Genomic DNA, 12,355 nt, shown 5'->3' on the forward strand with positions numbered 1-12,355 from the left:
GGGACTGAAAGCGCACGGTTGTGCGAACGCAAACTTTCTTGCGACACGCGCGGCGCGACGCACCGTCTAATGCGAGCCCGAAGCGCGCCGGGTCGGCGGCGGCGTCTGAACGACGGGCGCCGCCGCTTCGAGGATGTCCGCCCGCACGCGATTGCGGGGCGGATAGATGCGCTCGCAGTTGATCGTCTGCTTGGTCTTCTTCGCCGCCGCTCCTTCGGCCACGAGTTGCCGGTCCCAGCCTTCGGTATAGACGGCGCCCCACGGACCGAGGTCGAGAATGGTCGTGTACCAGTCGATCGAAAGCGGCAGCATCGGCATGCCGAACAGATCGCAGACGACGTTGTGCCCGGCAAAACGCCCCATCGGCCGGCTGTGCTGGCACGACATCACCGACGCCCGCACGCCATCGACCAGAAGTCGCGCGCAGTCGCCGGCGGCGAACGCGTCGGGCACGCCTTCGACGCGCAGGAACGAATCGACGGGAACGCGGCCCAGCGCGTCGAGCATCACCGGAAACTGCGCCGCGAGCGGGCTCGCGCGCATGCCGCCGCACCACGCGACCGTGGCCGCCTCGATGCGCGTGCCGTCGGTCAGCTCGACGCTCTCGCCGTCAAGCGCCTTCAATGACACGCCTGGCAGCAGTTCGACGCCGAGCGTCGTCAGCGCCCGCTCGATGACGGGCTGCGCGCCGCCCATCGCCTGCGCGATTTTGGCGGTGCGGTCCGCGAGCACGACGCGGATTGCGTGCCGGTCGGCCTCCGGCACGATGCCGTGCAGGCGCGACGGCAACTCGGCGGCGAGTTCGACGCCCGTCAGTCCCGCACCGACCACGACGGCCGTATAGCGCCCCGGCGACGCACCGCGCGCACTGAGCGAGTGCAGATGATCCTGAAGCCGGCACGCGCCCGCATAGGAGTCGACGTCGAATGCGTATTGCGCGAGGCCGGGAATATCGGGATGTACCAGCCTGCTGCCCGCGGCGAGCACGACGCGGTCATACGGAAGCTGCTGCGCGGGCTTCGAGTCATCGAGCGCGTCCGGTAGCACGGAAACGCACTGGTTCGCCACGTCGATCTTCGACACTGTTCCTTCGATCAGACGCACGCCGACCGGGTCGAGCACATCGGTCAGCGGGACGAGTGTCGCCGCGAGTTCGGACTCGTAGTTGCGCACGCGGATGCTGTGAAAAGGCGCACCGTTGACGACCGCTACCTCGACTTCGCCCGCTGGAACCGACAGTTCGTCGAGCTTGCGGGCCGCGCCGATGGCGCTCCACAGCCCGGCGAAACCCGCGCCGATCACCACGATTCGCTTCATGAGCCTCTCCCGTCAGGCGATGCGCGGCAACGGAGAACCAGCCGCCCGGCGCGGCCGGACGCTGCACGTAGCGTACTCGCCGCGCCGGCCGATGAAAAGGCGCCCCTAACGCAACGCCCCGAAGAACGCGCGCACTTCCGAGGCGAGCAAGTCCGGCTGTTCGAGCGCCGCGAAGTGGCCGCCTTTCGGCATGACGCTCCAGCGGCGCAGGTCGGTGAACACGCGCTCGGCGGCCGAGCGCGGCGGCCTCAGGATTTCGCACGGAAATTCGGCGTAGCCCGTCGGCACGCCGATGGTTTCGCCCGGTGGCAGCGTCACGGCGCCATGCGTGCGCCCGTAGTACGGCCAGAACGACGCGTTGATCGACCCGGTGAACCAATAAAGCGCGATGTCGGCGAGCATCTTGTCGCGGCTGATCGCCCGCTCGACGTCGCCGCCGCAGTCCGACCACGCCCGGAATTTCTCGACGATCCACGCGGCAAGCCCCGCCGGCGAATCCGTGAGCCCGAACGCGAGCGATTGCGGCCGCGTTCCCTGAATCGACGAATACGCGCTCCCGTCGGCGTTCCAGTGGGCAAGTTGGTCGAGATAGCGCTGCTCCTCGGCGCTCGGGCTCTGATACGCCGCCGCGTTGCGGCTCGCCGCCGACATGTAATTGAGATGCACGCCGATCATCGCGTCCGGATGCACGTAACCGAGCCGGCTCGCGATCGCCGAGCCCCAGTCGCCGCCCTGCGCGCCGAAGCGCTCATAGCCGAGGACGTCGTGCATCAGGTCGAACAGGCATTCGGTCATCGCGGGGATGTCAAAGCGCGGCTGGTTCGGGCGAAACGACAGGCCGTAACCCGGCAACGACGGCACGACCAGCGTGAACGCATCGCGCGGATCGCCGCCGAAACGGGCGGGATCGGTGAGACGCGGGATGATCTCGATGAACTCGAACACCGAGCCCGGCCAGCCGTGCAGCAGCACGAGCGGCATCGGCGCGGGACCGTTGCCCGGCACGTGCAGGTAATGCACGTCGATGCCGTGCAGCGCCACCTTGTATTGCGGGAACGCGTTGAGCGCCGCTTCCTGCGCGCGCCAGTCGAAGCGCTCGCGCCAGTAGTCGACGAGATCCGCGAGATAGGCGACGTCGGTGCCCGCCTGCCACGGCTCGCCGGGCGCTTGATCGGGGAAGCGCGTGCGGGCGAGACGCGCGCGCAGGTCGTCTATGTCTTCCTCGGGGACATGGAGGGAAAACGGAACCGGCTTCTCTTTCATGGTGTGATCCGCCTTGGTCGGTTGCGTGCCGGCCCGATGCCAGCCGTCAAGCAAACACGTTACCAGCAGGCGCGTCTCCTGACGAACGATGAAAACTCACAGCGGTTGTGAGTAAAACTCGCTTGACGTGCAACCAGGTGGTTGCATAATAGGTTCATGGACGACGACGCGGTATTTCGTGCTCTGGCGGATGCGAACCGCCGGCTTCTGCTCGACCGGCTGCACGCGAAAAATGGTCAGACGCTCGGCGAACTGTGCGTGGGGCTCGACATCACGCGTCAGGCGGTCGCGAAGCATCTCGCCATTCTCGAAGACGCGAATCTTGTCTCATGGAAGCGCCAGGGCCGCGAGAAGCTGCACTTCATCAATCCCGTTCCGATCAACGAGATCGCGGAACGCTGGATCGGCAAGTTCGAGCAACCGCGGCTCGCCGCCCTGTCCGATCTCAAGAAGTCCCTCGAAGGAGATGAATATGACTGACGCAGGTTCCACTCAATTCGTTTATGTCACCTTCATCCGCACCACGCCCGAGCGGCTCTGGTCCGCGCTGACGAGCACCGCATTCACGAAGCAGTACTGGTTCGGCATGCATCACGAAACCGACTGGAAAGCAGGCTCGCCGTGGCGGCTGATGTTCCCCGACGGACGCGTCGCCGATTCCGGCGAAGTGCTCGAGAGCGAAGCGCCCCGGCTCCTCGTGCTCAAATGGCGCAACGAGTTCCGGGAAGAACTGAAGGAGGAAGGCTATTCGCACTGCCGCTTCGAGATCGAACCCGTCGAGCGCGCCACCAAGCTGACCGTCACGCATTCGATCGCCCGGAAGGAGTCGAAGTTCATCGGCGCGGTGTCGGGCGGATGGCCGCGTATCCTGTCCAACCTGAAGTCCCTGCTCGAAACGGGCGAACTCGTTTTTTCCCCCAACCCATCCACCTGACCGAGAGGAAACCGCATGAGCATCGACGTGCGTGACAATCAAGCAACCCGCTATCCGCCGCAAGGCCTTCCGCCAACGCGCGAGCAGATCGTGCGGCATCTGCGGCATGCAAGCGCCGTCGCCGAGCGCGCAACGTTGATGGGCCATCATCCGTTCGGCGCGATCCTGGTCGGCCCCGATCAGGAAAGCGTGCTGATGGAGCAAGGCAACGTCGATACGGTCAATCACGCCGAGTCGGTGCTGGCGCGTGTTGCGGCGTTGAACTTCACGCCCGAGTATCTGTGGGGCTGCACGCTGTATACGACGGTCGAGCCGTGCTGCATGTGTGCGGGCACAGCGTACTGGGCGAATATCGGCCGAGTGGTGTTCGGCATGACCGAGGAACGGCTGCTCGAAGCCACCGGCGATCATTCCGAAAATCCGACGATGAGCGTGGCATCGCGCTACGTCTACGACCATTGCCAGAAGGCCGTCGATTTGATCGGCCCGGTGGCGGAGGTCGAAGAGGAAGTGCTGCGTGTGCAGCGCGAGTTCTGGTCGAAACGCTGACGCGCTAGATCAGCTTGCCGGGGTTCAGGATGCCGTTCGGGTCGAGCGCGCGTTTGATCGCGGTCATCGCCGCGATCTCCTCGGGCGAGCGCGAGAGCGGCAGGAACTCGCGCTTGAGCAACCCGATGCCATGCTCCGCCGAGACCGATCCGCGATACGGCACGACCATGTCGTAGACGAACGCGTAGACCTCGTGATGCGGCACGCCCGGCACCGAATGTCCGTCCACGGTCACGTGCAGGTTCGAGTCGCCGATATGGCCGAAGTAATACGAACGGTTCGACGGCCAGCGCGCATCGAGCGCGGCGCGGCATTCGGCGACGAACTGGCCGATCGAGCCGATCGGCAAGCTCACGTCGAAATTGACCGGGTCGAGCCGCGCGGGAAATTCCGCCGTGCACTCGCGAACTTGCCAGAGCGCGCGTGCATCCGCCACCGATTGCGCGACGATCGCATCGCGCACCGCGCCGGCGTCGAAGGCGTCGGCGAGCGCGGCGGCGAAGCGCTCGCCGTCGTCGTCGGCATCGAAGCCCGCATGTTCGATCAGCGCGTAAAGCGGATGCGGCGCGGCAAACGGCGAGCGCGCGGAGGACGTGAGGGAAACGCCGAAGTCGAAGAAGTCCGGCCACATGATTTCGAACGCGCCGATATCGTTGCCGAAGCGTGCCGAGAGCGTACGCAACAGCGCGACGACCTGATCGTAGCCATCGAGCGCGACGAGTGCCGTGTGACGTCCCGCGCGCGGCGGATGCAGCCGCAACACCGCGCGCGTGATGACGCCGAGCGTGCCTTCCGAGCCGACGAAAAGCTGCTTCAGGTCATAGCCCGTGTTGTTCTTGATCATCTTGTTCATCGAACTCAGCACGGCGCCGTTCGCGAGCACGGCTTCGAGGCCGAGCACCTGTTCGCGCGCGGTGCCCGACTGGATGACGCGATTGCCGCCCGCGTTGGTCGCGAGATTGCCGCCGATCTGACACGAGCCGCGCGCGCCGAGGTCGAGCCCGAGTTCGAAGCCCGCCGCCGCCGCGGCTTCCTGCGCGGTCTGCAAGGTGGTGCCGGCGAGCACGGTCATCGTCGCCGATGCCGCGTCGATTTCCTCGATTCCGGCGAGCCGTTCGAGCGAAATCGCGATGTCGGCCGGGCGCGCAATCGCGCCGCCTGCTAGCCCCGTCATGCCGCCTTGCGGCACGACGCTCTGGCGCGCTTCGTTGCAGATCGCGAGCGCGCGCGACACCTCGTCGGTTGAGCGCGGCAGCACGAGCGCCGCGGGCCGCGCGGGCGCGTAGCCGGTCCAGTCGGTCATCGAACGTTCGCCGATGGCTTCGCCCACGCGCACGCGGTCGTCGCCCAGGGCCTCGCGCAACGCGGCGATGGTGGCGTCGAGCGGCGCGCTCATGCGGCCGTGCCCTGCTGCTCGGCTGCGCGCTTCTTGCGATAGCCCATCGAATCGTTGATGCGCCCGAGGATGTAATCGCCCGCCGCCACCGGCGCATGACGCACCTCGCCGGCAGGCGTGCCGAGTTCCGCCGGATCGACGATGGCGCCGTAGGTCGGATCGTAGAAGGTCGCGATCGAATAGCGCTCGCGGCCTGACGCATTGATCACGCGATGCAATGTCGAGCGGAACCGGTCGTTGGTCCAGCGCGCGAGCAGATCGCCGACATTGACGACGAAGCTGCCCGGAATCGGCGGCGCGTCGATCCAGGTGTCGTTCGCGATTTCGCGCACTTGCAGGCCGCCCACCTGGTCCTGCCAAAGCAACGTGATGCAGCCGTAGTCCGTATGAGGCGCGACGCCGAACTGATTGTCGTCGGATTGCGGCGGCTGCGGCGGGTAATAGACCATCTGCGTGCGCTGCATGCGCTTCGTGTAGCGCGACGCGAAAAAATGCTCGTCGATGTCGAGACTCGACGCCACCGCGCGCAGCAGATGACTGCCGCACTCGCCGATCGCCTCGTAATAGCCGTACAGCGCCGGCCGCAGTTCGGGCATGAAGTCGGGCCAGTTGTTCGGACCGCGCAGCGCCTGACCCGCGAGCACGTCGGGATCGTCTTCCAGCAGTTCGAGGCCGATGCTGTAGAACTCCTTGTAGTCGGGGCGCTTGGCCTGATACATGGTCGCGTCGCCGAGCGAATTGAAGCCGCGATGCCGGTGATTCACCGCCGCGCGCCGCTTCGTCTCGACCGGAAACGCGAAGAATTTGCGCGCGGCGGCTTCGGCCGCGTCGATCACATGTTGCGGCACACCATGATTGACGATGTAGAAGAAGCCGATGGTCGTGCAGGCTTCGCGAATCTCGTGGCCGACGCGCGCGCGCGCGGCGGCGTCGCCTTCGCGCACACCGCTGAAATCGATGAGGGGAATTCGGGTGACTGACGGCATCGGCTGGCTCCTGTAGCGGCGTGGCGACGGGGACGTTCGGCTCGCCGTCACGCGAAAAAACGCGTGCACGGCATGACGCATCTTCGGTTGTATATACCGCCAATTCCAGCGCTGCAAGTTGCATTGCAGCGACCGCAGCGCGACCTTTCCCGGCACGCTGATGTCCTATGAATCCGCGCAGAATTTCTTTTTGGTCATCGAAATTTCGCGGTATATACTGCCTCGCATACCGCGCTGACCACCCTCTGCCGGATGCGCGACGACCGCTTTGCCACCCCGGAGACTCTGATGAATATCCTTGCAGGCTGGAGAAGTCGTGTGCTGATGCTGGCACTGTGCGCCGCGAGCGTGTGCGCGCATGCCGAAGATCAGCTATCGAAGGTGAAGAAGGCGGGCGAACTGGTGGTCGGCACGGAGATGCAGTTCGCGCCGTTCGACTTCCTCGAAAACGGCCAGCAAGCGGGTTTCAACAAGGATCTTTTCGCGGAGATCGGCAAGGAGATCGGCGTGAAGGTGCGCTTCATCGACCTGCCGTGGCCGAGCGTGCTGCCCGGTCTCGAAGCGGGCAAGTTCGACATGGTCGGCGGCCCGATCACGGTGACGAAAGCGCGCATGGAACGCTACACGTACACGCTGCCCGTCGCCGATGCCACCGACGCCTTCCTCAAGCGCGCCAACGATTCGAACCTCAAGCAATCGTCCGATGTAGCGGGCAAGACGGTCGGCGCGGGCAAGGGTTCGGCGCAGCTCGATCAGTTGAAGGCCTACGCGGCCACGCTGCCGAAGCCGCCGGAAATCCGCGAATACGTCGACAACAACCAGGCCTATGCGGACCTCGCGGCGGGCCGGATCGTCGCGGTGGCGAATTCGATGACCAACATCGCCTACGTCGCGAAGCAGCGGCCGGAGACGTTCGCGGTCGTCCAGCCGCCGTTCGGCGCGAAGGTGTACTTCGCGTATTGCCTGCGCAAGGACGCGGACAGCAAGCCGCTCGCCGACGCGTTCAACACCGCGCTGCTCAAGCTCGACAAGGACGGGCGCCTCGCCACGCTGCAGAAGAAGTGGTTCGGCGTCGCGATGCAGGTCCCGCCGACGCTGCCCACGCCGAACTACTGAGCCAGCGCCTCGAGCGTCCGAACACGGAGGCCCCATGTTCAGCATGACCGTTTTCGCCCAGGGCATTCCGCTCTTGTTGCAGGCGGCGGTCGCGACCATCGGCATTTCACTCGCCGGGCTCGTGATCGGCTTCTTCGTTGCGATCGGTGTGTGCTCGGCGCGGCTCTCGCCGAGCCGGGGCTGGCGCGCGGCGGGCGGCGCGTATGTGTTTTTCTTTCGCGGCGTGCCGATGCTCGTGCAGTTGCTGCTCGTCTATTACCTGCTGCCGTTCGCCGGGATCAACGTGCCGCCGCTCGTCGCCGCAATCAGCACGGTGTCGCTGTGTTCGGCGTCGTATATCGCGGAGATTTTGCGCGGCGGCTTTCTCAGCATTCCGCCAGGCCAGATCGAAGCCGCGCGCATGCTCGGCCTGCCGCCGCTCGACACGTTGCGCCGCATCCTCGTGCCCCAGGCGTTCCGGCTGACGCTGCCGTCGCTCGTGAACGAGATGGTGCTGCTCATCAAGGCGTCGTCGCTGATCTCGGTGGTCGGCATCGCCGAAATCACGCGCACCGCGCAGAACATCGCGGCAAGCACCTACCGGCCGCTGGAGGCGTATGTCGCGGCAGGGCTCATCTACTTCGTGATCTGCGGCGCGCTGTCGCTCGTCGCGCACGCCGCCGAAGTGCGGCTGCAACACGCCTGAGGACGACGCCATGCAGCAGTTCGACCCCGCCGTCATCACGCACAACCTGTCCGCCATCGGCGCGGGACTCGCGACAACGCTCGGCACGTGGATCGCCGGCGTCGTGCTCGGCCTCGCGATCGGCTTCGTCATCGCGCTGTTGCAACTTTTTTGCGAGCGCTGGGTGCGCGCCGTGCTGCGCGCCTACATCGAACTCTTTCGCGGCACGCCGTTTCTCGTGCAGCTCTTTTTGCTGTACTACGGCGGACCGTCGTTCGGGCTGACGCTTGAACCGCTGACGGCGGGCATCCTCGGCCTCGGACTCTACGGCAGCGCGTACTTCGCCGAAGCCTTCCGCTCGGGCTTTCGCGCGGTGCCGCCGGGACATCTCGAAGCGGCGTCGTGTCTTGGCATGTCGCGCTGGCAGATCGTGCTGCGCATCCAGATTCCCCAGATGTTCGTGCTGATCGTGCCCGCAATCGTCAACTTGATTATCGTGCTCAGCAAGGAAACCGCCGTGCTGTCGATCGTGACCGTTCCCGAACTCACGTTCGTCTTGACCGGCATCGGCTCGGCGACGTTCGCCTTCGTCGAGACGCTGCTTGCGCTGTGCGTGTGCTATCTGCTGCTCGTCGAACTCGCGTCGCGCGCGGGACTCTGGGCGGAGGCGCGGCTCACGCGCTTTCTCGTCTGACGCGTGGACCATGCGGACCATGTGGATTGTTATCCCTCGTCACCAGGTGAACGATGAATGCCATGATCGACCTTCCCGTTTCCGCGTCCGAGTCCTCCGTCATCGAGACGCCCGCGCCCTCCTCGCCGCTGATCGAAGTGCGCAATCTCGGCAAGCGCTTCGGCGAGCTGGAAGTCCTGCGCGGCGTCGATCTCGACATCGAACGGTCGGAAGTGGTCTGCATCATCGGGCCGTCGGGTTCAGGCAAAAGCACGCTCTTGCGCTGCCTCGCCGCGCTCGAAACGTATGACGCGGGCGAAGTGCGCATCGAAGGCGAACTGCTCGGCTACGGCGAGAAGAACGGCCGGCGCGTGCGCGCGTCGCAGGGCGAGATCAATCGCGTGCGGCGCAACATCGGCATGGTGTTCCAGCAGTTCAACCTGTGGCCGCACATGACCGCGCTCGAAAACGTGATGGAAGCGCTCCTGCGCGTGCGCCGCCTGCCGCGCGCGGACGCGAAGCGGCGCGCCAACGCGATGCTCGACACGGTCGGCCTCGCGCACAAGGGCGACGTCTATCCGGCAAAGCTCTCGGGCGGACAGCAGCAGCGCGTGGCGATCGCGCGCGCGCTCGCGATGGAGCCGCACATCATGCTCTTCGACGAACCGACGTCCGCGCTCGATCCCGAACTCGTCGGCGAGGTGCTGCAGGTGATGAAGCAACTCGCGCGCGACGGCATGACAATGGCCGTCGTCACGCACGAGATGGGCTTCGCGGCGCAGGTCGCGGACAAGGTGATGTTCATCGACCAAGGACGCATCGCCGTGCAAGGCAAGCCGCGCGAAGTCTTCCACGATGCCGGAGAGCCGCGTCTGCGCCAGTTTCTGCAGAACTACTTCGACCGCAACGCGTTCTGGTCGCGCGGCGGCGAAGGAGAAACCGCATGAGCGCGGCCGATGCGTTCATCGCGGCGTTGCGCCCCGAAGTGCGCGATCTGCCCGCCTACCACGCCGGCGCGTCGGCCGAGCGCGTGCGCGAACAGTTCGGCGTGGCGCGCGTCGCCAAGCGCGTGAGCAACGAGAATCCGCGCGGCGCGAGCCCGCTCGTGCACGCGATCCGCGAGTGCGAACGCATGCGCGACGCGCTCACGGCGATGGGCTCCGCCTGCGCGCCGTCGCTCGCTAACTTTTTGTTCTTCGACGCGCGCGAAGACGCCGACGCGCTCGCGCAACGCCTGATGCGCGCGGGCGTGATCGTGAAGCCGTGGCGCGGACCGGACTTCACGCGATACGTGCGCGTCTCGACAGGCAGCCGCGACGACAACGATCTCTTCATCGAGACGCTCGGGCGTTTGCGCTCGGCGCGGCACTGAGGAGACGGCGCGATGTCGGAAACACCGCACACGAAGCCGGCCGAGCCGGCGCGCAAGCCCCTCGACACCGCCGACACCGATGCCGACACGGACGCCCCGCTCGCCCGCTACGCGCAGGTGAAGACCTACATCCGCGGCAAGATCGAGGCGGGCACGTGGCAGCCGGGCGATCGCATTCCTTCGGAACTGAGTCTCGTCGAATCGCTCGGCGTGTCGCGCATGACGATCAACCGCGCGCTGCGCGAACTGACGGGCGAGGGCTGGATCACGCGGCTGTCGGGCGTCGGCACGTTCGTCGCCGAGGCGAAGCCGCAGTCCACGCTGCTGATGATCGCGCACATCGGCGACGAGATCCGCGCGCGCGGTCACGAGTACAGCTCCGAGACGCTTCTCGTGCAGCGCGAGAGCGCGCCGGCCGCCGTGGCGAACGCGCTAAGCCTGCCGCCGAGTTCGTCGGTGTTTCATTTGATCTGCGTGCATCGCGAGAACGGAGTGCCGGTGCGTCTCGAAGACCGCTACGTGAATCCGGCCGTCGCGCCCGCGTTCCTCGAACAGGATTTCACGTCGCTGCGCCCGTCCGAATATCTCTCGGCGACGGTGCCGGCGCACGAGATCGAACATGTCGTCGATGCGTGCCTGCCGACGCGCTCCGAAGCCGAACTGCTCGAAATCGCACCCGACGAGCCGTGTCTCACGCTCGTGCGCCGCACCTGGTCGGGCGACGCCGCGGTCACGTTCGTGCGCTTCGTGCATCCCGGTTCGCGCTATCGGCTCGGCTGCCGCTTCAAGCCCGACGACTCGCGCTACCAAAGCTGATCCGCCTCGACGGCGTAACGCTTGCCGATTCCGCTTCCCTCCTCCCGGTAGGTCCTGCGCGAACGCCCCACGCTCGCGCTTTATTTGCGTCGCCTTGCATCCGTCCTCGTCACGCCGTCGTAACTGCTACTGAAGACAGCACGCGGTCGCATCCGTTCGACCCGGCGCCTCTTCGCGTTCTTCGCGCCCGCGTATCGCCATCGTCCTGTCGCGCAAGGCTGTTTCTTGCGCCCCGGAGCGCGCAGTCCCGCAGGCACGTCGTCAAATCGACAAACCATTGAAGGAGATGACCATGAACGATGCTTCCGTGCTGATGGGTGTGATGGACCGCCGCGCCGAACGACGCGCAGAGCGGCGCCGCTTCTTTCGCAACGCGGGCGGACTGGGGCTCGGGCTCGTCGGCGGCACGCTCATCAGCGCATGCGGCGGCGGCTCGGGCAACAACGTGATGGCGAGCACGACCGCGCCCACCGACGAAGAAATCCTCAACTTCGCGCTCAACCTCGAATATCTCGAAGCGCAGTTCTACGCGTATGCCGTGACGGGCGCCGGACTGCCGGCCGGCATGCTCGGCGGACAGGGCACGCAGGGCGCGGTGATCGGCGGCGCGCAGGTGCCGTTCCAGGACCCGCTCGTCTCGCAGTACGCGAAGGAGATCGCGCGCGACGAGATGGAGCACGTCAACTTCCTGCGTACCGCGCTCGGCGGCGCGGCGGTCGCGCAACCGGCCATCGACATCGGCGGGACCGATCCGCTCGGCGCGTTCTCGACAGCGGCCCGCGCGGCGGGTCTGGTGGGCGCGGGCGTCGCGTTCAATCCGTACGCAAACGACAACAACTTCCTGCTCGGCGCGTTCATCTTCGAGGACGTGGGCGTGACTGCGTACAAGGGCGCGTCGCCGCTCATCAGCAACAAGACGTATCTCGAAGCGGCGGCCGGCATTCTCGCGGCCGAGGCCTATCACGCGGGACTCGTGCGCACGACGCTCTATGCAAAGGGACTCGAAACGCCGAGCCTGCGCACGTCGGCCGGCGCGATTTCGGACGCGCGCGACAGTCTCGACAACACGGTCGACGACGACCAGGGCATCGTCGGTGCAACGCCCGACATTGCCAATATCGTCCCGCTCGACCAGAACGGGCTTGCGTTCAGCCGGAGTTATGCCGACGTGCTCAACATCGTGTATCTGACGAGCGCGTCGGCGGTCAAGGGCGGCTTCTTCCCGAATGGCGTGAACGGGACGCTGCACATGAGTTCGTAGGCGTTCAA

The 12,355-nt window shown here is 66.1% G+C and carries 14 protein-coding genes; 10 read left to right on the forward strand and 4 right to left on the reverse strand.

What is annotated here, in order from left to right; translation table 11 throughout:
* Positions 1-66: 66 nt before the first annotated feature.
* Together QCE48_RS24140 and QCE48_RS24145 are read right to left on the reverse strand one after the other, a co-directional pair.
* Positions 67-1,317, reverse strand: coding sequence for an FAD-dependent oxidoreductase (locus tag QCE48_RS24140; RefSeq protein ID WP_309782741.1), 1,251 nt, complete (start codon positions 1,315-1,317; stop codon positions 67-69).
* Between the two features lie 105 nt (positions 1,318-1,422).
* On the reverse strand, positions 1,423-2,580 hold the full coding sequence (locus QCE48_RS24145; protein WP_309782743.1) for an epoxide hydrolase: 1,158 nt from the start codon (positions 2,578-2,580) through the stop codon (positions 1,423-1,425).
* A gap of 156 nt (positions 2,581-2,736) precedes the next feature.
* Between QCE48_RS24145 and QCE48_RS24150 the strand changes: the two genes are divergently transcribed.
* The 3 genes from QCE48_RS24150 to QCE48_RS24160 are packed head-to-tail and all read left to right on the forward strand — an operon-like array spanning position 2,737 to position 4,063.
* Complete coding sequence (locus QCE48_RS24150; RefSeq protein WP_309782744.1) at positions 2,737-3,060, forward strand: metalloregulator ArsR/SmtB family transcription factor; 324 nt, start codon at positions 2,737-2,739, stop codon at positions 3,058-3,060.
* The gene (locus tag QCE48_RS24155; RefSeq protein WP_309782746.1) at positions 3,053-3,514 is read left to right on the forward strand and encodes an SRPBCC family protein; all 462 of its coding nucleotides are present in this window, start codon (positions 3,053-3,055) and stop codon (positions 3,512-3,514) included. Before QCE48_RS24150 ends, QCE48_RS24155 begins: the two co-directional genes overlap by 8 nt.
* A 15-nt stretch (positions 3,515-3,529) precedes the next feature.
* Positions 3,530-4,063 carry a nucleoside deaminase gene (locus tag QCE48_RS24160; RefSeq protein ID WP_309782748.1) on the forward strand — a complete coding sequence of 178 codons (534 nt, stop codon included), beginning with the start codon at positions 3,530-3,532 and terminating at the stop codon, positions 4,061-4,063.
* Between the two features lie 4 nt (positions 4,064-4,067).
* Here the strand turns inward: QCE48_RS24160 and QCE48_RS24165 are convergent, their stop codons facing one another.
* A complete protein-coding gene (locus QCE48_RS24165; protein WP_309782749.1) occupies positions 4,068-5,459 on the reverse strand; it encodes an FAD-binding oxidoreductase in 1,392 nt (463 codons plus the stop codon).
* Entirely contained in the window at positions 5,456-6,445 is a 990-nt protein-coding gene (locus QCE48_RS24170) for a 2-oxoglutarate and iron-dependent oxygenase domain-containing protein (RefSeq protein WP_309782751.1), read from the reverse strand. Before QCE48_RS24170 ends, QCE48_RS24165 begins: the two co-directional genes overlap by 4 nt.
* Positions 6,446-6,733: 288 nt before the next feature.
* Here QCE48_RS24170 and QCE48_RS24175 point away from each other — a divergent pair, with 288 nt between their 5' ends.
* The 7 genes from QCE48_RS24175 (at position 6,734) to QCE48_RS24205 (ending at position 12,347) form a co-directional block, all read left to right on the forward strand.
* A complete protein-coding gene (locus QCE48_RS24175; RefSeq protein ID WP_309782752.1) occupies positions 6,734-7,561 on the forward strand; it encodes a transporter substrate-binding domain-containing protein in 828 nt (275 codons plus the stop codon).
* 34 nt (positions 7,562-7,595) lie between these two features.
* Complete coding sequence (locus QCE48_RS24180; RefSeq protein ID WP_309782754.1) at positions 7,596-8,246, forward strand: amino acid ABC transporter permease; 651 nt, start codon at positions 7,596-7,598, stop codon at positions 8,244-8,246.
* Positions 8,247-8,256: 10 nt separating this feature from the next.
* Entirely contained in the window at positions 8,257-8,919 is a 663-nt protein-coding gene (locus tag QCE48_RS24185) for an amino acid ABC transporter permease (protein ID WP_309782756.1), read from the forward strand.
* A 53-nt stretch (positions 8,920-8,972) separates the two neighbouring features.
* Entirely contained in the window at positions 8,973-9,845 is an 873-nt protein-coding gene (locus tag QCE48_RS24190; RefSeq protein ID WP_309782757.1) for an amino acid ABC transporter ATP-binding protein, read from the forward strand.
* The gene (locus QCE48_RS24195; RefSeq protein ID WP_309782758.1) at positions 9,842-10,270 is read left to right on the forward strand and encodes an aminotransferase class I/II-fold pyridoxal phosphate-dependent enzyme; all 429 of its coding nucleotides are present in this window, start codon (positions 9,842-9,844) and stop codon (positions 10,268-10,270) included. The genes QCE48_RS24190 and QCE48_RS24195 overlap by 4 nt, the downstream gene beginning before the upstream one ends.
* A 12-nt stretch (positions 10,271-10,282) precedes the next feature.
* The gene (gene hutC, locus QCE48_RS24200) at positions 10,283-11,086 is read left to right on the forward strand and encodes a histidine utilization repressor (protein ID WP_309782760.1); all 804 of its coding nucleotides are present in this window, start codon (positions 10,283-10,285) and stop codon (positions 11,084-11,086) included.
* Between the two features lie 292 nt (positions 11,087-11,378).
* Positions 11,379-12,347, forward strand: a complete 969-nt coding sequence (locus QCE48_RS24205) for a ferritin-like domain-containing protein (RefSeq protein WP_309794335.1) — start codon at positions 11,379-11,381, stop codon at positions 12,345-12,347.
* Positions 12,348-12,355: the final 8 nt, after the last annotated feature.

This window comes from Caballeronia sp. LZ024 (assembly GCF_031451455.1).
In the GTDB taxonomy this organism is placed as follows: Bacteria; Pseudomonadota; Gammaproteobacteria; order Burkholderiales; family Burkholderiaceae; genus Caballeronia; species Caballeronia telluris.